Source organism: Desulfomicrobium macestii, from assembly GCF_014873765.1.
In the GTDB taxonomy this organism is placed as follows: Bacteria; Desulfobacterota; Desulfovibrionia; order Desulfovibrionales; family Desulfomicrobiaceae; genus Desulfomicrobium; species Desulfomicrobium macestii.
In genome coordinates this window covers 61,631-82,479 of sequence record NZ_JADBGG010000020.1, presented here as the reverse complement: position 1 = coordinate 82,479, position 20,849 = coordinate 61,631, and the positions used below count along the sequence as shown (strand labels likewise).

General features: G+C 61.5%; 25 protein-coding genes. 12 read left to right on the top strand and 13 right to left on the bottom strand.

Annotation, left to right across the window (positions count from 1 at the left end; translation table 11 throughout):
- Positions 1-6 precede the first annotated feature (6 nt).
- Together H4684_RS13355 and H4684_RS13350 are read left to right on the top strand one after the other, a co-directional pair.
- Positions 7-1,920 (top strand): DUF294 nucleotidyltransferase-like domain-containing protein, encoded by a 1,914-nt coding sequence (locus H4684_RS13355; RefSeq protein WP_192624107.1) that lies wholly within the window; start codon positions 7-9, stop codon positions 1,918-1,920.
- 2 nt (positions 1,921-1,922) lie between these two features.
- Entirely contained in the window at positions 1,923-2,657 is a 735-nt protein-coding gene (locus H4684_RS13350) for a 3'-5' exonuclease (protein ID WP_092193996.1), read from the top strand.
- A 191-nt stretch (positions 2,658-2,848) separates the two neighbouring features.
- On the opposite strand, the gene H4684_RS13345 is transcribed toward H4684_RS13350, so the two are convergent.
- On the bottom strand, positions 2,849-3,646 hold the full coding sequence (locus H4684_RS13345; RefSeq protein WP_092193969.1) for a sulfite exporter TauE/SafE family protein: 798 nt from the start codon (positions 3,644-3,646) through the stop codon (positions 2,849-2,851).
- A gap of 185 nt (positions 3,647-3,831) precedes the next feature.
- Between H4684_RS13345 and H4684_RS13340 the strand changes: the two genes are divergently transcribed.
- Positions 3,832-5,115, top strand: a complete 1,284-nt coding sequence (locus tag H4684_RS13340; RefSeq protein ID WP_192624106.1) for an ATP-binding protein — start codon at positions 3,832-3,834, stop codon at positions 5,113-5,115.
- A gap of 189 nt (positions 5,116-5,304) precedes the next feature.
- Here H4684_RS13340 and H4684_RS13335 read toward each other — a convergent pair whose 3' ends face one another.
- The 9 genes from H4684_RS13335 to H4684_RS13295 form a co-directional block, all read right to left on the bottom strand.
- Positions 5,305-5,556, bottom strand: coding sequence for a hypothetical protein (locus H4684_RS13335; RefSeq protein WP_092193967.1), 252 nt, complete (start codon positions 5,554-5,556; stop codon positions 5,305-5,307).
- Positions 5,557-5,588: 32 nt separating this feature from the next.
- Complete coding sequence (locus tag H4684_RS13330) at positions 5,589-6,539, bottom strand: hypothetical protein (protein ID WP_092193966.1); 951 nt, start codon at positions 6,537-6,539, stop codon at positions 5,589-5,591.
- Between the two features lie 101 nt (positions 6,540-6,640).
- Positions 6,641-7,636 carry a glucokinase gene (locus H4684_RS13325; protein ID WP_192624105.1) on the bottom strand — a complete coding sequence of 332 codons (996 nt, stop codon included), beginning with the start codon at positions 7,634-7,636 and terminating at the stop codon, positions 6,641-6,643.
- A 103-nt stretch (positions 7,637-7,739) separates the two neighbouring features.
- Positions 7,740-8,138 carry a hypothetical protein gene (locus H4684_RS13320; RefSeq protein WP_225940426.1) on the bottom strand — a complete coding sequence of 133 codons (399 nt, stop codon included), beginning with the start codon at positions 8,136-8,138 and terminating at the stop codon, positions 7,740-7,742.
- Between the two features lie 21 nt (positions 8,139-8,159).
- A complete protein-coding gene (locus H4684_RS13315; RefSeq protein WP_092193963.1) occupies positions 8,160-8,621 on the bottom strand; it encodes a DUF3124 domain-containing protein in 462 nt (153 codons plus the stop codon).
- A gap of 38 nt (positions 8,622-8,659) precedes the next feature.
- Positions 8,660-9,070 (bottom strand): hypothetical protein, encoded by a 411-nt coding sequence (locus H4684_RS13310; protein WP_092193962.1) that lies wholly within the window; start codon positions 9,068-9,070, stop codon positions 8,660-8,662.
- A gap of 172 nt (positions 9,071-9,242) precedes the next feature.
- The gene (gene yjjX / locus H4684_RS13305; protein ID WP_092193961.1) at positions 9,243-9,818 is read right to left on the bottom strand and encodes an inosine/xanthosine triphosphatase; all 576 of its coding nucleotides are present in this window, start codon (positions 9,816-9,818) and stop codon (positions 9,243-9,245) included.
- Entirely contained in the window at positions 9,797-10,141 is a 345-nt protein-coding gene (locus tag H4684_RS13300; RefSeq protein WP_092193960.1) for a DsrE family protein, read from the bottom strand. Before H4684_RS13300 ends, yjjX begins: the two co-directional genes overlap by 22 nt.
- 11 nt (positions 10,142-10,152) lie before the next feature.
- A complete protein-coding gene (locus H4684_RS13295; protein ID WP_092193959.1) occupies positions 10,153-10,596 on the bottom strand; it encodes a DMT family transporter in 444 nt (147 codons plus the stop codon).
- A gap of 161 nt (positions 10,597-10,757) precedes the next feature.
- On the opposite strand from H4684_RS13295, the gene H4684_RS13290 reads away from it, so the two are divergent.
- From H4684_RS13290 to H4684_RS13250, 9 genes are all read left to right on the top strand, one after another.
- On the top strand, positions 10,758-11,279 hold the full coding sequence (locus tag H4684_RS13290) for a nitroreductase family protein (protein ID WP_192624103.1): 522 nt from the start codon (positions 10,758-10,760) through the stop codon (positions 11,277-11,279).
- Positions 11,276-11,842: an NUDIX hydrolase gene (locus tag H4684_RS13285; RefSeq protein WP_092193958.1), complete on the top strand. Its 567-nt coding sequence runs from the start codon at positions 11,276-11,278 to the stop codon at positions 11,840-11,842. The genes H4684_RS13290 and H4684_RS13285 overlap by 4 nt, the downstream gene beginning before the upstream one ends.
- Positions 11,843-11,876: 34 nt before the next feature.
- Positions 11,877-13,547, top strand: a complete 1,671-nt coding sequence (locus tag H4684_RS13280) for a glutamine--tRNA ligase/YqeY domain fusion protein (protein ID WP_192624102.1) — start codon at positions 11,877-11,879, stop codon at positions 13,545-13,547.
- Positions 13,548-13,631: 84 nt separating this feature from the next.
- Positions 13,632-14,387 (top strand): arginyltransferase, encoded by a 756-nt coding sequence (locus H4684_RS13275; protein ID WP_192624101.1) that lies wholly within the window; start codon positions 13,632-13,634, stop codon positions 14,385-14,387.
- A gap of 42 nt (positions 14,388-14,429) precedes the next feature.
- A complete protein-coding gene (locus tag H4684_RS13270; RefSeq protein WP_092193955.1) occupies positions 14,430-15,614 on the top strand; it encodes a cysteine desulfurase family protein in 1,185 nt (394 codons plus the stop codon).
- Between the two features lies 1 nt (position 15,615).
- Positions 15,616-16,218, top strand: coding sequence for an iron-sulfur cluster assembly scaffold protein (locus H4684_RS13265; RefSeq protein WP_192624100.1), 603 nt, complete (start codon positions 15,616-15,618; stop codon positions 16,216-16,218).
- Between the two features lie 16 nt (positions 16,219-16,234).
- Positions 16,235-17,149 carry a TIGR01777 family oxidoreductase gene (locus tag H4684_RS13260; protein ID WP_192624099.1) on the top strand — a complete coding sequence of 305 codons (915 nt, stop codon included), beginning with the start codon at positions 16,235-16,237 and terminating at the stop codon, positions 17,147-17,149.
- Positions 17,150-17,259: 110 nt separating this feature from the next.
- Positions 17,260-18,573, top strand: a complete 1,314-nt coding sequence (locus H4684_RS13255) for an ATP-dependent 6-phosphofructokinase (RefSeq protein WP_192624098.1) — start codon at positions 17,260-17,262, stop codon at positions 18,571-18,573.
- A 6-nt stretch (positions 18,574-18,579) separates the two neighbouring features.
- Positions 18,580-19,653: a hypothetical protein gene (locus H4684_RS13250; protein ID WP_092193951.1), complete on the top strand. Its 1,074-nt coding sequence runs from the start codon at positions 18,580-18,582 to the stop codon at positions 19,651-19,653.
- A gap of 1 nt (position 19,654) precedes the next feature.
- On the opposite strand, the gene H4684_RS13245 is transcribed toward H4684_RS13250, so the two are convergent.
- The 3 genes from H4684_RS13245 to H4684_RS13235 all read right to left on the bottom strand — a co-directional run bounded on the left by H4684_RS13245 (position 19,655) and on the right by H4684_RS13235 (position 20,848).
- The gene (locus H4684_RS13245; RefSeq protein ID WP_092193950.1) at positions 19,655-19,990 is read right to left on the bottom strand and encodes a hypothetical protein; all 336 of its coding nucleotides are present in this window, start codon (positions 19,988-19,990) and stop codon (positions 19,655-19,657) included.
- Positions 19,991-20,011: 21 nt separating this feature from the next.
- Complete coding sequence (locus tag H4684_RS13240; RefSeq protein WP_092193949.1) at positions 20,012-20,332, bottom strand: PilZ domain-containing protein; 321 nt, start codon at positions 20,330-20,332, stop codon at positions 20,012-20,014.
- A 69-nt stretch (positions 20,333-20,401) separates the two neighbouring features.
- Positions 20,402-20,848 (bottom strand): DUF523 domain-containing protein, encoded by a 447-nt coding sequence (locus tag H4684_RS13235; protein ID WP_192624097.1) that lies wholly within the window; start codon positions 20,846-20,848, stop codon positions 20,402-20,404.
- Position 20,849: the final 1 nt, after the last annotated feature.

Sequence of the window (20,849 nt, the reverse complement as noted above, 5' to 3'; positions counted from 1 at the left end):
AACGCCATGAACGCGGGAATCCAGCCTGCGGGATACGACAGCATCATCACCTTTCTTGAGAGCACTCTGCCCTTTTCCGAACTGGAGAGGCAGAGTCTTGTCCGTCTTGCCCGAGGCTGCCTGGTGGACTTCTTTCCGGCCGGGACGCGCCTGCTGCGCCGGGGGATTACCGAGGTCGACGGCCTCTATCTGATCCAGAAAGGAGCCATCCGCCTTTTTCTGGAGGACGAGGGCATTCTCATGGACATCCGCACCGAAGGGGCATCCCTTGGCGCGCTGTCGCTTTTCAACGGTGAAAAGGCGGCCATGGATGCCGAAACGGTCGAAGACACCTTCATCATCAAGATTCCCCGCGAACGCTTTTTCGAAGCCGTGCACCTCAACCCGGGCATCCCGCGCTTCTATCTCAAGTCCTTCGCCGACACGTTCCTGTCCAAGGCATTCGAGGAAATGCGCTGCAAGACTCTCCCGGCTCATGAAGACCACAGCCTGCACCTCTTCAGCAATCCCGTCGGCGATCTCGTCTCCCGCGAACCCGTCAGCGTGCCCTTTGGTCTGAGCATCCAGGCCGCGGCCAAGGAAATGATCCGGCACAACACGGGCTCGCTTCTGTTCCGTGAACCCTCGGGGGAGATCTGCGGAATCATCACGGACACGGACCTGCGCAAGGCCATGGCCCTGGGCCTCGACCTGCAGGCCCCGGCCGAGACCATCATGACCACGCCGGTGGAAAGCATTGACGCCGGCGCGGTGTGCTTCGACGCCCTGTTGACCATGATGTCCAAGAACATCCATCATCTCGTGGTCAAGTCCAACAACAGGCTGCAAGGCATCATCAGCTCCCACGACATCATGCTCCTGCAGGGTCGTTCGCCCATGTCCGTGTTCCGGGAAATCGCCTCGCGCACCACCATCCCCGGGCTCTATCCGCTGCACGACAGCATCACCCCGGTCATCCGCACCCTGGTTCAGCAAGGGGCCAAGGCGGGCAACATCACCCGCATGATCGCAATCCTGAACGATCAGATCATGTCCAAGCTCCTTGATCTCATGCTGCGCGAACTGGGGCCGCCTCCGGTCAAGTTCTGCCTCCTGCTCATGGGCAGCGAGGGCCGCCGTGAGCAGACCTTTGCCACGGACCAGGACAACGCCCTGGTGACTGAAAACTGCGGAGTGGATTTTCTGGAGCGCGCGGCCGAGACCTATTTTTCGGCCTTCACGGAACGCATGGTCGCCCATCTCATAAACTGCGGCTTTCCGCGCTGCCCGGGAGACATGATGGCCTCGAACCCCCAATGGCGAGGCTCGCTTGATGCCTGGAAAAACCGGGTCACCACCTGGACCACCGCACCGGAACCCGAGCGCGTCCTGGCCAGCTCCGTCTTTTTCGATTTCCGGGGCGTTTACGGGCACAAGGATCTGGCCGAAAACCTGCGTCTGCACGTCACCAACGCCTGCGCCGGCAAGGATCTGTTCCTGCGCTACCTGGCCGCGGAATGCCTGAACTCCAAACCGCCGCTGACATTTTTCAAGAATTTCATGGTCGAAAAGGATGGAGCCCACAAGAACACACTGGACATAAAGACCAGGGGCCTGCTGCCCTTCATGGATTTTGCGCGGGTCATGGCCCTTTATTACGGCATCCGCGAAACGAGCACCCTCGGCAGGCTTGAACTGCTGCATCAGGAGGGGCATCTGTCGCGCGATTTGTTCCACGAAGCGCGGGAGGCCTTCGAATTCCTGCTGCATTCACGGCTCATGCACCAGCTCGAACAGATGGAGCAGGGCGTGCCACCGGATAACCGCCTTGACCCGGGGACCCTCTCGGCCCTGGAAAAAAGAACCCTGCGCGAAGCCTTTGGAGTGATCACCCCGCTGCACGGAGTGCTGCGCGAAGTCTTCCGGCTGAACATGGCATGAGCATGAATCTTCCCACACCGAAAAATCTGCTCGCCCTGATGGGGCTTGGTCAAAGGGCCTCAAGCCTGCCCGCGCTGGACGAAAACAACCGTCTGTGCCGAAAGCTGGACCAGACCCGCCCCCTGGAGGAGTACGTCTACACGGTGCTGGACACGGAGCTGACCGGCCTCTCCGCTCGCAAGGAGGAGATCGTCTCCATTGGAGCCGTGCGTGTGCGCGGACTGGCCATCGTGCCAGGCGAAAGTTTCAGCATTCTGGTGCGGCCCAGCATCCCGCTCCCCAAGACAAGCACCCTCATCCACCGCATCACCCCCGAGGCCATCGCCGAGGCTCCGCCCCTGGCCGAGGTTCTTCCCGGACTGATCGAATTCTGCAAGGGCACCCTCATCGTCGGGCACCACGTGGGGCTGGACATGAGTTTCCTGAACAGGGCCTGCAAAAAAAATCACGGCCGCCCCTTGGCCAACCCCTGCCTCGACACCATGCGCATGGCCATGCTGTGGCGCGAGAAACGCACGCCCTCGCATTACGAACAGTACAACCTGAGCATCTCCTATGTGCTGACCGACCTGGCCCGGGAGTTTGAACTGCCCCGCTTCACGGCCCACGATGCCCTGGGCGATGCCCTCCAGACAGCCTACCTCTTCATCTATCTGGCCAAGAAGATCGCCGGCAACAGGCCGCTCACCCTGCGTGAACTCTTCCGGGCCGGGCAAAGCTGGCGCTGGTACATGTAGGACCGCCCCTGTCCCAAAGCCGAACGCTCCGGCTTCCGGTTGGCTGAAAGCGGCCGAGAGCGCCTGGCAAAAGGCCAAAAAAAACGGAACGATTCCCCGCTATGGAAGAATCGTTCCGGATCACTCAAAGACGCAATCATCCGGCCGGGCAAAAAACCGGGACCGCAAAAGACCCGGCCGCCCCGCCCCGGCTAGAAAAGCGAAACCAGCATCTTGGTGCCGACCAGAAAGAGGATCAGAGCGAACACCCTCTTCAATTTGTCCACGGGCAGGCTGTGTGCCAGTCGCACGCCCAAGGGAGCGGTGATGACACTCATGACCGCAATGGAGACCAAGGCCACCAGAGAGACATAGCCCAGGGAATAGGGCGGCAGGGTGTCCACGCCCCAGCCGTTCATGATGTAGCCCACCGTTCCTGCCACGGCGATGGGAAAGCCTATGGCGGCGGAAGTGCCTATGGCCTTATGGATGGGAATGTTGTGCCAGACCATGAACGGCACGGAAAGGGTGCCCCCGCCGATGCCGACCAGGCTCGAAACCACCCCGATGACATTGCCGGCCCCAAACATCCCTGCCGTTCCCGGCATCACGCGCGACGGCTTGGGTTTCTTCCCGGAGAGCATCTGGTAACAGACGTAGTAAAGAAAAATGACGAAGAATATCTTGAGCGCCCCGGTGCTCATCTGCGCGGCCACCCAGGCTCCGAGGAACGTACCGACCAGGATGCCCGCCACGATGCGCCTGACCACGCTCCACTCCACCGCGCCCCGGCGATGATGGGCCATGAAGCTCGAAACCGAGGTGAACATGATGCTGGCCATGGAGGTGCCCAGCGCCAGATGCATGATCAGCTCCTGGGGCAGATTCTGCAACTCCATGCAAAAAACCAGCATGGGCACGATGACAAGTCCGCCCCCGATGCCCAGCAATCCGGCCAGAACGCCAGCCACCGCGCCCACGGCCAGATACAAAGCGACTACTTCAAACATGAGATCCTCCCGATGGAGGCCGCGCAGGACATGCCGCGAACGACCCGATAAATTGGTAGGACCAATGTCTGAACCAGTCTGACGCGCTTGTCAACGCCGCGTGGCGCGAATGAACGGATTCGTGCTTGCAATTCCGGCCGGGGCGGGGGCATCATCGCCCATCAACCGCGCAACCAGGGATCATCATGGGACACATCACAAGCAAGGACATCTTCCGCAAACTTGGACACCGCCTCGACCAGGCCCCGGTGCGCACTCCATGGACACCGATCTTCAGACAGTTGGTGGAAGAGCTGTATTCCAGGCCCGAGGCCGAACTGGTCGCGCGCATGCCCTACCGCCCCTCTACCCTGGAGCGCATCTCGACCATGCTGGGCGAACCCGAAGACGCCCTGCGCCCCATGATCGAGGGACTCTGCGCAAAAGGGCTGGTCATCGATATCTGGGACGGCGCGCGCTACCAGTACATGGTCAGCCCCATTGTCATCGGCTTCTTCGAGTTCACCATGATGCGCACCGGGCCGGATCTGCCGCGTGCACGCTGGGCGGAGCTTTTTCAGGCCTACATGTTCGGGGACAAGGATTTCCTGCACGCCAATTTCGGGGACGGCCAGGCCACCTCGGTCATGCGCACCCTGCCGCACGAAGAGGCGCTGGGGGAACATGTGGAGATCCTGGATTACGAGAAGGCTTCCGCGCTCATCGAGGAACACACGGAATTTTCACTCGGGCTGTGCTCCTGCCGCCACGAGAAGCACCATCTCGGGCACGCGCCCTGCCGCACGCCCATGGACACCTGCACCTCCATGGGCACCGGCGCGCGCTTCCTGATCCGCAACGGCTTCGCCAAACCCATAGACAGGATGCAGATGCGCGACATCCTGGCCCGCTCCCGGGACCAGGGCCTGACCCTGACCGCCGACAACGTCCGCCGCGACGCCGGCTTCATCTGCCACTGCTGCGGCTGCTGCTGCAATCTGCTCCAGGGCGTGCGGGAGACCGGTTACACGGGCATCCTGGTCACATCGAACTTCGTGGCCGTGGTGGACGAAAACCTGTGCACGGGCTGCGGCCTGTGCGCCAAGGCCTGCCCGGTCAACGCCGTGAGCATGCACCCACGGGAAGACGCCGCCAGTGCGTCCCGCAAACCCGCGAAACTGGCCCTGATCGAAGCCGTGTGCCTGGGCTGCGGGGTCTGCGCCCTGAAATGTCCGACCGGGGCGCTCACCCTTAAGCCTCGCCCGCAAAAAGTGTATCACCCCGAGGACAGCTTCGAGCGGGTCATGCTGCAGGCGCTGGAGCGCGACACCTTCCAGACCTTCATCTTCGACAATCCTGAGAGCCGCACCCAGGAGTTCATGCGCGCCCTTGTCGGCGGATTCCTGAAACTCCCGCCGGTCAAACGCGCGCTCCTCGGCGAAAAGCTGCGCTCGCGCTTCCTCACCGCCTTGCGCCGGATGGCGGGATAGGCCGCGCAATCATCACCCATGAAAAAAGGAAACCCGCGCGGGTCAAACCGGTTTAAATGTCTGGCGTCAGTCATTTCCGGTTTTTCGATTCCGTCAGGGGCAAGCGGGAAAATTCAGCATTGAAATGACCAGGTCCCAACCGATGCCTCGGTGGGACCGGTCTTGGTCCGGGGGGCTGGCCCCGTAAGGCTATTCCTCCGGTTCCGAACTGTACGTACGGATGGAGGCGATCTCCTCCCAGCCATAGTAGGTATTTACGGACATTCCTTCTTCCTTCTCGGTCACGCGAAGAAAGTCGGAACCCAGGAACAGGACGGCCTTTTCATAGGTCCGGCCTTCGTTGATCTGAATCTTGAGTCCTTTTCTGAGCTTGCGCGAGAGTGTCCCATGCAGGGGCATGGATGCGTATTCCACCACTTTTTCCAGACAACTTACGTTCACAGTTCCTCCTTTGCGGATTGGTTCGTGTGGGTCTACCACTTGCCCGCGCCCATGGAACACATGGGCGACAGTCCGGGCAGCGGCAGAAAAAATCGGGACGCCGTGACTCCTTCGGTCCTGACCTTGATGCGCGGGGAATCCGCGAACGTGAAGCTGACCTGTCCAGGGCTGAAATCAAGAGTGATGGAGCCCGCCTCCATGCGTTCGCCGTCACAAGGGTGACGGCGCAAAGGCGGGGTCAGGGACCTCCTGCGGCCGTTTTCCAGCTCCACCTCGAAAGCGTGAGCCGACGTCGTCAGGCCAAGCAAGGCTCCATTCTCGCGAAAGCGCAGTGAATTTTGATCGCCGCAGATACCCACCGCATCCTGATCAAAGGCCAGAAGTTCGCCCAGAGGCGTCCGCACGGCCACGGGGCTGGCCGGTTCCAAGGAGCGCAGCACGCCGCTGTCGAAAAACGAAACTCCGGACCGTGCGCCGATGTTTCCAAGCGGAGTGGGCACTTCGAGCACCGTGCCCGGCCACAGGGTCAGGCTGCGCAGATTGCCTTCGGGACCAAAATAGACGCAGACCGCCTTGACCCGGGCGCATCCGATGGGCGTGTCCAGGACCAGGGGCGTGGCCATGGCGGCCTCGTCCTCCTGGGTCCAGTAGCCGCTCAAGGTTCCGTTCAAGGGAAAGACGCGCTTGACGGCTCCGGTATCGTAGAAGGTGACCTGCTCGGCAGGCAGCATGCCCAGCGGAGTCGGGACCATGACCTGCTCTTCCAGCGGAAGATTGCGGATCATGCCGTTTGGATGAAAGGAGATGGCCGGCAACTGGCGCTTGCGCAGGCTGCTGGCGGTGAACTGGGGGACTAGGGGACCAAGGGGCGTGGACAGGGTACAGGACCGGGCGGCGATGCAGGACTGCACGGCGCCGCCCGAAAAAAACTCGATGTCGGGAAGGGTTTCAAGAACTCCGAAAGGCGTTGTGATGACGGGCATGGCAGCCTCCTGTTGAGGAGACTGAAGCAGCTCTTGTGCCAGCCACAACTATCTGATTTTTATACTTGACGCTTAAAAAATACCGACACTTTCGTAGGTTGCTACCTCACAAAAACGTGGCTGGCGTCCTTTATTCCCGCGTCAAGAAGCGATCTTCCGTGGCTGGCAGCGCCGCGAAGGCCCGTGTCGGGGATGGTGATAAGCCGGATGGGAACCTCGGCCAGAAGATGCCCATAGGTCGGGCAATCGCAAAATTCGCGCAAAAATTCGTCGTGAGTGGCAAAAAAGGGATTTTTGACCGCTATCCCGCCGCAAAGGTCAAGGCCGCCCAAGGCCAGCACATTGAGAACATAGCCCCTGCACACGCGGCCGAAGAACCGTGCGAACCAGGCAGTCGTTTCGCTTTCGGGCCCGATCTCCCGGGCAACCTCCGCCGGAGACAGGTCGCGCCCCGTCAGAAACAGGTGCATGGCGACAAGGCCCCGTCCCGAAACCACGATGTCGCCGCATGCGTGGGAATGGCCGGTTCGGTCCTTGAGAAAGCGCAGAAACTCGAACTCGTGTTCGGTGACAAAGGCCAGGGGGGCGTGCCCGCCCTCGGAGGGCAGGGCCAGAAAATCAGGACACCCGGCGGCCAGGGGAGCCAGGGCGCAAAGGCCGAGCCCCGTCCCCGGGCCCGCCGCCGCCACCACTCCGGGCCGGGGCACTCCCTTTTGTATCGAAATGGAGGACCCAGCCGCGTCGCGGGTCCGGCAGCCAAGGGCCTGAGCCACGAAATCGTTGACCAGGACGGTTCGCTCAAACGGCAATCCGCCCGCGGACTCACGCAGATCGATGTCCCAGGAGGCATTGGTCAAGCTGCAACTCTTCCCGCCCCGAACAGGTCCGGCCACGGCCAGGACGACCTGATCCGCGTCCATGGGGTCAAGGCCCAAGCCCTCCTCCCGAATCCGCCCCAGCAATTGCTCAAGGGAAGAGACAGAGTCGGTCAGGACGTCAAATGACTCCAGAAGTTCCGGATCCTGGCCCGGAAAATGACCGAAAAGACCAAAACGGCTGTTTGTCCCGCCGATGTCGGCGGCCAGAATATAAGCCATGCGCTGCTCCTGAACATAACAGCAGTGATCCGCTCAACGTCCGCAGGGTATGGGCCGTGACCGGCAAGGACACGCCCTCTTCGGTCAAAAAAGCCGAGCCGCCCTATTTTGCCGCGCCGGCTCCGGCTTCGCGGATGCGCTCGACCACATAGGCCACGAGATCCTCGTCGGCCTCGTCGACGTTGAAGCAGCGGGCATCCTCGCCCATGAGACCGCCGGGGACCCAGTCGCCCTGCTCCTGTTCGTCGGTGACCAGATCGTCGTAAAAGCAGACCGAAAGCCAGCGCTGTTCCGGATCGTCGTCTATGACGTCGATCAGCGCGAAGAGGTCCCGCCCCTGCTGGGCCGGATGCGCGCCGCGCAGGGAATAGGTGATGCCCGGGCGGGCCTTGAAATCAAGGGTTACGCCATCGACAGCCTCAAGAGCCTGTCTGAAAACCAGAAATGCTTCCCTGGCGTCGCAGGTGTCCCACTTGGAAACAAACGCCTCAAGTTCTTCCATCACGTTCTCCATCCGTACTCCCTAATCGTGTGAGTGTTCTTGAATTTCCCTCGCCTGGGAAGTGAATGAAATACCCTGTCCCGACTGGGCTCCGATCATGACCGACTCCACCACCGGGACATTGATTGCATCCAAGGCCTCCCAGCGCACCAGAAAATTGGCGCCCGAACCGCCCTTTACGTCCTTTTCGGCCACCACGTAACGAATCGAGGCCAGCGGCTTCATCACCAAAGGCGCGTCAAGGTAGTGTCGGACCAAATGCCCGTCGGTATCGTAATAGTCCACCGCCGTAAGCTTCAGACTGCCGCTCGGATCGGTATTGCGGATGGACAGGGTCACGGCCAGATTGAACGGCCGCTCCTTGTCCCCGGTGTAGATGTGCGAATACACGGGCACGTAAAGCAACTGGCCCGAGGACAGAACCGGGCCGCCGCAAAATCCGGGCAGGGGAATGAGAAGCAGGCACAGCATGATCCAGCGCATGAGCGTCTCCTTTGCGGGGCGCCGGGGCCCCGAAAATGCTACGATTCGACTTCGCCCATCTTGGGAAGAAGATTTTTTGGAGCCTCGGATTCGTAGCGAAAAGTGTGGCTGAACGGCGTCATGACGTCCAGGGCCTGCTCCAGGCTCGCGCCCTCTTCCATCAATTTCTCGATCTTGGCGCGCTCCTTCCACATGTCGCCAAGCGGATCGTGGTCCTTGTTCTTCACCGGCGCCACGACCTTTTCCCAGTCATAGGGGTCGGCCTTTTCCTTGGTCACGATCTCCCAGTATTCCCCTGGCTTGCGGGCCCTTGAGGGATGCGAGGCAGTGGCCTCGTCCAGGATTTCGGAGAAACGCGGCACATCCTCGTCCCAAAGGGCGATGACGGCCTCGGGCTTCTTGAGCACCTCTCCTTCCTTGCAGCGATAGACCAGATATGAGCGGGACATATTTTCCTCGTTGGCAATATGGTTGAACGTACGATTATTTTAAAACGATTCCTGCAGGTGGACCAACAAAATTGGGCGCGCCAAGAAAACCGGGACCGCAGGGCATGACAATGCACACTAAAATCGGTTTTTTCAAGGCGACGCGGACAGCCCGCGGAACGGGGTCAGGCGGCTAAAGCCCCATGCGGACCAGGGCCATGGACACCGCCGGGCGACTGTAATCCATGCGCGTGACCCGGCCGCAGCTCAAGACCCCGATGATGCCCTGGGCGTAACCGATACGCTCGTTTTCGGTCAGCCCGGCCCGACGCACGGCCGGATCAAGTTCCAGGCCCTCGACCACTACCAGCCGGGTCACTTCCGGGGGCAGCTCAAAGGCGGGACCCAGCCCCAGATACATTTCACGGCCGTCGAAAATGGCGCAGGCCGTCAGGTTCATATAGCCGGTGTTGGATCCGGGCACCTCGATGAGCCCCGATTCCAGGGCCACTGACAGGGTGCAACCGGCAAAGGCGTTCCTGGCGCGGTTCTTTGCTCCGCGCAGGGTCTCTTCCAGCCCGAGAGGCTGATCCGGCACCTCGGAGGGAGCGGACACGGGCTCGAACCGGGCCAGGGGGAAAGGCCCGCTCATGACCTCGCGGATGGCTCCGAGCTTGACCGGGTTGAGCGAACCGACCCGGATGACCAGCGGAGCGTCATCACCCCGGCAGGTCTGGCTGTCCCGGATCAAAACGTGATGACCTGCCATCCCGCTTCCATGTAGGAGCGCATGGACGGATGGCCGTTCATGTCGCCGATGAGCGCGACACCCGCGGCTTCGACCTCGGCGGCGACGCCGAGCTTGACGGAGCAGGCCTTGCATGCGCCGTCAAGCAGCCCGGCCTCGCGGACCTTGGCGAAAAGCTTGGCCAGGGGGTGCTCGGGCTTGACCAGGGCCGGGGGCAGGGCCACGGACGCGCCTTCCATGACGATGCGCACTTCGTGACCGGCGGCGTGCATGTCGAGCGCGTTCAGAAGTACGTGGATAAAGCACATGGGGTCGCCGTTGAATACGAACAGCGCTGTTTTCATAAGCAAGCTCCTTAAAATTTGCGGATCAGCACCACGCCGGTGAAGAGCAGGATCGCGCCCAGAATCCGCCACAGGGAGATGGGCTGGGCCGGGATTCCAAGCCACCCGAAATGATCGAGAACCAGGGAGATGCCCATCTGTCCGGCGATCAAGAGAGCCATGACGCTCATGGCTCCAAGGCGCGGCACGGCGACGATGGTCATAGTCACGAAGAAGGCCCCCATGGGCCCGGCCGTCCAGGCCCACCACGGCAGGCTCATCATGATTTTCCCGTCGGGCCAGGACAGGCGCAGGGTCAGGCACAACAGGCCCAAGACCAACGTTCCGGTCAGAAAGGAAAAGAACGAGGCCAGGTACGGACTGCTCATCAGTTGTGCGGTCACGGCGTTAACGGCCGGCTGGACCGGCATGAGACACCCGGCCAGCGCTGTCAAGACGAGAATCAGTCCATCCATTGTTCCTCCATTGTTCCTCCATTGTTCCTCCTGGGATAGCATCAGGATTAGGCGATTGCCGCCCAATGAGGGCTTTGATACGGTATGCGTCCGCACTGATCAAGGAGTGCGCGCACAACCACCATGGCCGATCCTTGAAGATCGGCCCGGGAGAAGAAAATATGCTCGAAATCCTGCGCAAACGCCGCAGCATCCGCCACTACACTCCGCAAGCCATCGAGCCCGAAGTCCTGGCCCAGCTCAAGGAGGCCGTGCTGCGCTCGCCGTCATCCAGGGGGCTCGATCCCTGGGAATTCATTTTCGTCACGGACAAGTCCCTCCTTGAGGCCCTGTCCACGGCCAAGCCGCACGGCGCGCATTTTCTGCGCGAGGCGGCTCTGGGCGTGGCCGTGCTCGGCAACGAGGACAAGGCCGACACCTGGATCGAGGACTGCGCCATCGCCTCCATCATCCTGCAGTTGGCATGCGAAAGCCTGGGCCTTTGCAGTTGCTGGGTGCAGATCCGCCTGCGCCCCCACGACCAGGAAAGATCGGCCGAGGACCGCGTGCGCGAGATTCTGCACATACCACCCCATTTGCGGGTTGAATCCATCATCAGCATCGGGTATCCGGCCAAATCCCTCGCGGGTCACGCCCGCGAAACCCTCAAGGATCACACGATCAGGACCAATACCTACTCATGACCACAACCGCCGGTCCCATCCGCCACGACCGCTACCGTTTCTGCCCCGCCTGCGGAGCCCCCCTGGAGTTGCAACGCCTGCGCCCGGACGAGCCGCCCCGCCTGGTCTGCTCGAAATGCGCCGGCGTAGTCTATCTCGACCCCAAGGTCGTGACCTGCGTCATTCTCGAAATCGGCGACAAGATCCTGCTCCTGCGCCGCAAGCGCCCGGACGACAGCCACAAATGGCTCCTGCCCGGAGGCTACGTGGATGAGGGCGAGCCCGTCGAACTGGCCGCCATCCGCGAAATCCGCGAAGAGGTGAATCTCGACATCACCCTGGACGGACTGGTCGGCGTCTTCTCCTATGCAGGATGGCCGCCGGTCATCATCGTCTACAGCGCCCACATGGACACGGCGGAACCCAGCGCGGGCGAGGAAACCGAAGACCTCGGCCTCTTCACGCGCGAGCAGATACCCTGGGACAAGCTGGCCTTTCCGAGCACCCGCGACGCGCTCCTGGCCCATATCAACGGGCGGGCTTGTGAGCCCATGCCCCTGACCGTAAGCGATCAACACTCATAACCCCAAAGACGCCACGCAGCATTCAAGGATCACCATGGACACGCCATCCGCACCCTCAAATTTTTTGCGCGCCATCATCGAAGAAGACCTCAGAAGCAACAAGAACGACGGCCGGGTCTGCACCCGATTTCCCCCCGAGCCCAACGGGTTCCTGCATATCGGTCACGCCAAGTCCATCTGCCTGAACTTCGGCCTGGCGCGCGATTACGGCGGACGCTGCCATCTGCGATTCGACGACACCAACCCGGGCAAGGAAGATCCGGTCTACGTAAATTCCATCAAGGAGGACGTGCGCTGGCTCGGCTTCGACTGGGGTGAGCACCTCTACCATGCCTCGGACTACTTCGATCGCCTTCATGATTTCGCGGTTGAGCTGATCACCAAGGGCAAGGCCTATGTCTGTTCGCTCTGCGCCGAAGACACGCGCCTGTATCGCGGCACCCTGACCGAACCCGGCAAAAACAGCCCCTACCGCGACCGCTCCGTGGAGGAAAACCTGGATCTCTTCTCCCGCATGCGCGCAGGGGAATTCCCCGAAGGCGCGCACATCCTGCGGGCCAAGATAGACATGGCCTCGCCGAACATGAACATGCGCGACCCGGCCCTGTACCGCATCCTGCATCAGGAGCACCAGAACACGAAAAATGCGTGGTGCATCTACCCCATGTACGACTTCGCCCATGGCCTGTCCGATTCGCTGGAGCACATCACCCACTCCATCTGCACCCTCGAATTCGCGGACCACAAGCCCCTCTACGACTGGTTCCTCGACCAGCTCGATGTTCCCAGCCGTCCCGTTCAGTACGAATTCAACCGTCTGAACATCAACTATACCGTGACCAGCAAGCGCAAGCTCAAGAACCTGGTCGATGGCGGCGTCGTGGCGGGCTGGGACGATCCACGCATGCCAACCATCTCCGGCCTGCGCCGTCGGGGCTTTCCGCCCGCAGCCATCCGCGACTTCTGCGAGCGCATCGGGGTCAGTCGCTCGGACAGCTGCGTGGACATGGGCGTGCTCGAAAACTGCGTGCGCGAGAATCTGGACGCGGCCGCCCCCCGGGCCATGGCCGTACTGCGGCCGATCAAGCTGATCATCGAGAACTACCCCGAAGACAAGGAAGAGTTCTTCGAACTGGCCAACCATCCCAAAAACCCCGAAATGGGCAGCCGGAAGGTCGGCTTCTCGCGCGAGGTCTTCATCGAAGCCGAGGATTTCATGGAAAACCCGCCCGGCAAGTATTTTCGCCTCTCGCCCGGTCGCGAGGTGCGCCTGCGCGGCGCCTATCTGGTGACCTGCCAGGATGTGCTCAAAAAATCCGACGGGACCATCATGGCCGTGATCTGCACCTATGACCCCGAAAGCCGGGGCGGGGACGCCCCCGACGGGCGCAAGGTCAAGGGCACCCTGCACTGGGTCGGCGCCCGGCACTGCGCACAGGCCGAGATACGCCTCTATGACCGCCTCTTCACGGTGGAATCACCGGGCAAGGATGCCGACTTCCTGACCCAGATCAACGCGGCCTCCCTGGAGGTGCTGACCGACTGCAAGGTCGAAAAATCCCTGATCCAGGCCGCGCCCGAGGCGCGCTTCCAGTTCGAGCGGCAGGGCTTTTTCTGCGCGGACCGCCATGATCACGGGCCCGGCCGCCCGGTCTTCAACAGGACCGTCACATTGCGTGATTCCTGGTCCAAGACGGCGAAATAGAACGGCAATGAGCAGGCCGGACGGCATCGAGCGGGACGAATCCCGCATGTCGTCCGGTGTGCGCAAGGAGCATTGGGCGCGGCCATGATTCTCTACTCCCAACCCGAATTGTCGCCACCCGCGCCCTGCCCCTATCTGCCGGACAGGACCTTGGTCTATTCCTTCTTCTTCGCCGACAGCCTGAACGCCGCCGAGCTTTCCTGGTTTCTGTCCCGGGGCTGGCGCAAGTTCGGCCACTATTTCTTTCGTCCCGCCTGCCCGGATTGCCGGGCCTGCACCCCCCTGCGTATCCCCGTGCACCGATTCCAGCCCAGCCGCGGGCAAAAACGCGTGCTGCGCCGCTGTAGTCATGTCGGCGTCAGTTTTGGCCCGGTTCGCTACGAAAAAGAACTTTTTGACCTGTATCATGTACATTCCAGGGTTCGTTTCGGACAAGAGAGCACCTTCGACGAATTCATCGCCAACCTGCACTCCTCGCCCTGCCCGAACCTGCTGGCCCGCTACGAGGAGGACGGTCGTCTGCTTGGGGCCGGATATCTGGACCTTGGCAGCGATGGCCTGAGCTCCGTCTATTTCGTCTTCGATCCCGCCGCGTCGAACCTGAGCCCAGGCATTTTCAGCGTGCTGCGCGAGATCGAGGAGACGAAAAAACGGGGGCTTGCCCACTACTACCTGGGTTACGTAGTGCCTGGGTGTGAACGCATGGCCTACAAGGCCGGATTCCATCCGCACCAGCTCTTTTGCTGGGAAGACGGACTCTGGCACGAAGACGGCGAAGAGCCGAAATCCCCGAGTCCAGGCATTCTTCACCCCTTTTCGGGGTGGACAGGTCCGGATTAGGGCTTAAGATTTCATCGTAATTTTGCGAAACAAGGAGCCGCCATGGAAAATAGAACCGTTTACTTTGACAACAATGCCACCACTCCCCTGCATCCGGGCGTGAAAGAAGCCCTGATCGAGGGTCTTGAAATATTTGGAAACCCTTCCAGCATGCATGCTTTCGGCCGCGAGGCGCGGGAAAGGATCGAGGATGCGCGGGAAAAAGTCGCGTCCTTCATCGGTGCGGATGCCGACGAAATCCTTTTTGTCGGCAGCGGCTCCGAGGCCAACAACACTGTGCTGTCCCTCCTGCATTGCGACAGCACGCGCTGCTCGTGCGCGCTGAGCGGACGCAGCGGCCTGGTGACCACGGTCATAGAACATCCCTGCGTGCTGAACACCGCCCGCGACCTCGGGCGCAAGAGCCACGAAGTGACCTATCTGTCCGTGGACAAACACGGTCGCATCGATCTTGAGGAACTGCGCCGGGCCGTCACGGACAAGGTTGGAATGGTCTCCATCATGATGGCCAACAACGAGATCGGCACCATTCAGGACATCAAGGCCGCGGCCCGCATCGCCCATGAGGGCGGAGCCCTTTTTCACACCGATGCGGTGCAGTCCGTGGGCAAGATCCCGGTGGACGTGCGCGACCTGGACGTGGATTTTCTGACCATCTCGGCCCACAAGCTCTACGGCCCCAAGGGCATCGGAGCCCTGTACGTCAAGAAGGGCGCGCCCTACTGCCCGCTCATCCTGGGCGGACACCAGGAAGGCGGCCGCCGCGCGGGCACGGAAAATTCCCTGGGCATCATCGGCATGGGCAAGGCCATGGAACTGCGCGCCATAGAAATGGAAGAAGAGGAAAAACGCCTGCTCGAGCTCAAGAACATCCTGAAGGCCGGCATCGCCGAAGCCATCCCGGACGCGCTCTTCATGGGCCACCCCGAGCACTGTCTTCCGGGCACGCTGAGCGTCTCCTTTGCCGGGGCCGAGGGCGAAGCCATCCTTCTTTACCTCGATCTGGTCGGCATCGCCGTGTCCACGGGATCGGCCTGCGCGTCGGGCTCCCTGGACCCGTCACATGTCATCATGGCCACGGGCGTGCCGGTGGAAAACGCCCACGGTTCCGTGCGCATCAGCCTGGGCCGCGAGAATACCCTGGAAGACGTGCACTACATGCTCCACCACCTTCCCATCATCATCGACCGCATCCGGACCATGTCCACTGCGTACAGGAGAAAATAACATGGCAAAATGGACCTATTCGGACAAGGTGAAGGACCACTTCATGAACCCGCGCAACATCCTGCGCGAGGACAACGAGGCGGACTTTCACGGCATTGGACAGACGGGCAACATCAAGTGCGGCGACGAGATGATCGTCTACATAAAGGTCGACCCCGCGGACCTGACCATCACCGAGTGCAAGTGGCGGACATACGGCTGCGCCAGCGCCATCGCGAGCACCTCCATCCTCTCCGAGATGGTCATTGGCATGACCCTGGACCAGGCCTACGCCATCACCGCCAAGGACATCCTGAAAGAGCTGGGCGGACTGCCGGACAACAAGGTGCACTGCTCGGTGCTTGGCGACAAGGCTCTAAGGGCCGCCATCGACGACTATTACGGCAAGAACGGCATGGAAGACCGCATCAAGACCCAGAGCGCGAAGATCGTCTGCGAGTGCATGCAGGTCACGGACGAGGACATCGAGCACGCCGTCCTTGAAGGCGTCAGAAGCTTCTCGGAACTGCAGGACATGACCAAGATCGGCGCCGGCTGCGGGGAATGTCACGAGAACGCACAGGCGGTCATGTCGGGCTACATTCAGAAACACTTCGGGCTGTAACGGACGGGAGGCTTCCATGAAGATCCTTGCTTTCGGCGCGACCGGATTCGTTGGGGCGCACCTTGTGCCCCATCTCGCACAGCGCGGCCACGAGGTTACCGTGGCCGCCCGCTCCGGAAAGGCCAGATTTTCCCCTCCGATTCGCGTTGTCACCGCCGATCCGGTCACGCCGGGCCCCTGGCAGGATCTGGTCGGCGAGCACGACGCGGTGGTCAACCTGGCCGGAAGCCCGGTCATGACCCGCTGGAACAAGACCGGCAAGGAAGCCGTCCTGCAATCCAGGGTATTGAGCACGCGGCACATTGTCGACGCCCTGGCCCACACCACGGGCAAGACACTGCTCTGCGCCAACGCCATAGGCTTTTACGGCGACGCCGGGGACGCCGTCTGCACCGAGGAAACCCCGCGCGGCAACGGCTTCCTGGCCGAGGTCTGCAAGGCCTGGCAGGCCGAAGCCCTGCACGCCCGGGAGTTCGGACACAGGGTGGTCATCCCGCGCATCTCGGTGGTTCTTGGCCATGGCGGCGCGCTGGCCAAGATGATCACGCCCTTCTCCCTGGGCCTCGGCGGCAGGATCGGACACGGGCGGCAGTGGTTCTCCTGGATTCACATAAACGATCTGACGCGGGTCATGAGCTTTCTGCTGGAAACGCCTGAAGCCGCGGGCCCGTTCAACGCCTGCGCTCCGGAACCCGTGACCAACGCGCGTTTCACCGAAAGCCTGGCGAAAGCACTGGACCGTCCGGCCATTCTTCCCGTGCCCGCCTTCGCGCTGCGCCTGGCCCTCGGAGAGGCGGCCGGGATGCTCCTGACCGGTCAGCGCTGCCAGCCCGAGGCACTTGTGCGCCTTGGATTCGAATTCGCCTTTCCGGACCTTGACGCGGCCCTGGCCGACATCATCCCCGCATTCAAGACCGCACGCTCCTCCTGAATTATTACAACTCGCCGCGCTTCTTGTTTTTTAGGCCACCCTGGCTTAACAAACAGGAAGCTTTTCTCATTTCAACGCCCTTTTCAAGAACGCAACCTCATGGAGACGCAATGGGCACCGCGCCACGCATCGATACTTCCGTCCCCACCCTTGGCCCATGCAAGGTCGACAATCCCTTGCCCTACTGCCACCATATCGACGACAGTTCCAAGATGCCCCTTTATCTCTCCAGCGAAATCCTCGACGGCGCGACGTCAAAAACCGTCTATGAATTCGAGGAGGCGGGACCCAGGCAAAAAATCTATTTCGATCCGCCCAAGACCAAATGCGCCATCGTGACCTGCGGCGGGCTGTGTCCGGGCATCAACGACGTGATCAGGGCCATCGTCATGAGCGCCCACCACAACTATCACATCTCCGGAATCTACGGAATCCGCTACGGCCTGCAGGGCTTCATCCCCAAATACAAGCACGACATCATGGAACTGACCCCGGACAGCGTCCGCGACATCCATGAATTCGGCGGCACCATCCTGTCTTCCTCGCGCGGGCCCCAGGCTCCGGAAGAGATCGTGGACGCGCTGGAGCGCATGAACATCTCGGTCCTGTTCATGATCGGCGGCGACGGGACCATGAAGGCGGCCGGCTCCGTGACCGAGGAGGTCCTGCGGCGGGGGCTCAAGATCTCCATCATCGGCATCCCCAAGACCATCGACAACGACATCAACTTCGTGACCCGCTCCTTTGGTTTCGACACGGCCGTGGAAAAAGCCACCGAGGCCATCCGCTGCGCCCACATCGAAGCCCTGGGAGCACCCGGCGGCATCGGCATGGTCAAGCTCATGGGCCGGGAGTCGGGCTTCATCGCGGCCCAGGCCAGCCTGGCCTTGAAAGAGGTCAATTTCGTGCTGGTCCCCGAAGCGCCTTTCGAGCTGCACGGCCCGGACGGCTTTCTGGTTCAGCTCAAAACCCGCCTGGAGCAGCGGCAGCACGCGGTCATCGTCGTGGCCGAAGGGGCCGGTCAGGACCTGTGCCGGATCGACAACCAGGTCGATCTCTCGGGCAACCCCATCCTGGGCGACATCTGCGATGTGCTGCGCTCGGAAATAAAAAAATTCTTCGCGGCCGAGGACTTTCCCTACACCCTCAAATACATCGATCCAAGCTACATCATCCGCTCCATCCCGGCCAATTCCAACGACCGCATCTACTGCGGCTTCCTCGGACAGCATGCCGTGCACGCGGCCATGGCCGGCAAGACCGGGATGGTCGTGTCCAAACTGCAGGAGCGCTACCTCTACCTGCCCCTGCCCCTGGTCACCGCCAAGCGGCGCAAGCTCAACATCTACTCCAACTACTGGAGATCGGTCATGGAATCCACCGGACAACCCCAATCCATGTTTAACTGCGCCACAAAGGCATAGAAGCTCATGAAACGTATTCTCGCCATCGCTTTCATTCTGGCTCTGGCCGGCGGCTACTGGTTCATGCAGAACCGCGACCGTTTTTTTCCGAAACCGGTCGCCACGGAAGTGGCCCCGCAGCGCTGGCAGGTAGGCACAGGACAGCCGGCCCCCGTGGTTGCCGTGCAGGAACCCGTCAACGCGACCGTCACCACGCCTGAAGACAACGCCACCGCAGAAGGCAATGCCACCGCGCCTGCCTTCCCGGCCGACGAGATCGTGCGCCATGACTTCATCGAGGATATGAGCCGCTATCTGGTCGACCGCTATCTGCCGGGCGGGACCAAGAAGAATCCGGGAGCCGAGGGACGTTTCGATCTCAACGTCAAGTCCGTGAACATTCGCTACGGAGTCGATTTCAACGGATTGAACGTCGATCCGGCCGATACGCTGGGAGCGCGCAAGGTCATCTTCACCCACGTGCTCAAGGAGCCCGTGCTCGATTTTCTGCACGCGGCATACACGCCGCTCTTTCTGGACAGCCTGGAGCGGGCGCTGCAATCTACCACCTACACCCTGCCTTCAGGACAGATGGCCGTCGTGAGCGAGGCCCAGCGCAAGGAAATGCTGACGCTGCTGGCGGCGCGGCTGAAAACCATCGGCAAGACCATGAGCAGCCTGGCCAGAACGGACTCGATCCGGCTTTTGGTCACGAAATATCTTGAGGATATGGAGAGTGTCAGCCAGGCGCACCTGGCCTTCTGGAACATGCAGGGGGAAGAGGCTACCATCTCGGCCAGAAACGAGGCCAGCGCCCGCATCAAGACCACCATTCAGACCCGCGAGATCTCGCGCCAGCGTCTCCTGCAAGCCATCGTCAGCGCTTCGAACCCGCAGGGCATGGACGCCTCTGAGCTGATCTACATGGCGCAATGGGTGCACCGGCGCAGTCTGGATGACCCGGCATCAATGGCCGGCGTGGCCAAGGCCGGAGATCTTCTGGTCAGGACGGCGGAAGCCGTGCAGGAACGAGCCCTGGAGCCCCAGCCGGAAGTGGACCCGGTGCCGACGGGCAACGAGACCCTGGGCCAGGGACAATAAGTCAGGACAAATAACTCTTGTCGAGGCGGCAGGATTGTACAACGTCCCCACCCGCCTCGTGCAGGACGAACTCTATCTCGCCCCGACGACCCAGCCGGGGCGAACATTTTTCATTGTTCCACAAGGTCAGCCAGCCCGGCCCCCACTCCGAATAGGGAAACGACAGGGTGCCGATGCGGTACAGCTCGTCAACGCTCCAGCCCGCCGCTTCAAGCTCGGCCAGGTTCTGTCTGAACCAGGCCAGAGATCTGGCATGAGCCCGCGCCAACTCCTTGGAAATTTTCTCATTCTTCAACAGTTCCCCGGTCGCCTCAAGCTCCTGTTCAAATGCGGACATGCTTCTTCCTGCTTGCGTTCATCAGTGACAGACAGGATGCGTGTACTGCACCCCGATCCCGAAACGGGTTTGCTCCAAACAGCCCAAATCCCTGGTCCAGCGCACCCTGCCGTGGGAGGTCCTGTGCGCGGCCAGCCCCGAAATTTCGGGATTGATGTTCAAAAGCTGTACATAGATCTGGGTGCCGGTCCTGAGCGGCGTGCTGGTCTCCATGCAAAGCCCCCCCTCGCTCACGTCCACGAGCCGGGCATCGCTGTATTCCTCGCTGCCGAGCAGACTGTACCTCACCCTCACCTCTTTTCGCTGACGCTCGAATTCGCGCCTGTTTGCCGTGCTTGTCATTGCTCCCTCCGTTCATCCGGATGATTCCAGTATTGTTAATTCATCCGTGACAAAAGAAAAGAGCGCGGGTCAATCAAGTTCGTCGGGCACGAGCAGCAAAAAACCCTGCGCCCGCAGAGACTGCGTAAGGGCGCCGTCCCCCTCGATGCGTCGGCCGGAAAAGGTGCCGTCATAAATGATGTCCCGCCCGCAGCTCGGCGATCGAGGCTGCAAAACGGCCGCCCGGGCCCCGGTCAGCCGGGCCACTCGCTCTACCTGCAGGACACCGCGTTCGAAGGCCTCGGTCAGGTCGGCCCCGTCCCTGGTCACGGCCCGGCCGTCGAGCAGCTCCACGGCCGAACGCGGCGTGGGCAGACCGCCCAGCTGTTCCGGACAGACAGGGATCAGGACATGACCCTCTGACAGGGCCATGACCCTCTCGTCCGTCTCGCAGCGTCCGTCATAGCGGCAATAGATCCCGAGCAGACAGGCACTGACCAAAATGGGGCCGTAGTCCTTCAAATCCGTTCTTGTCATC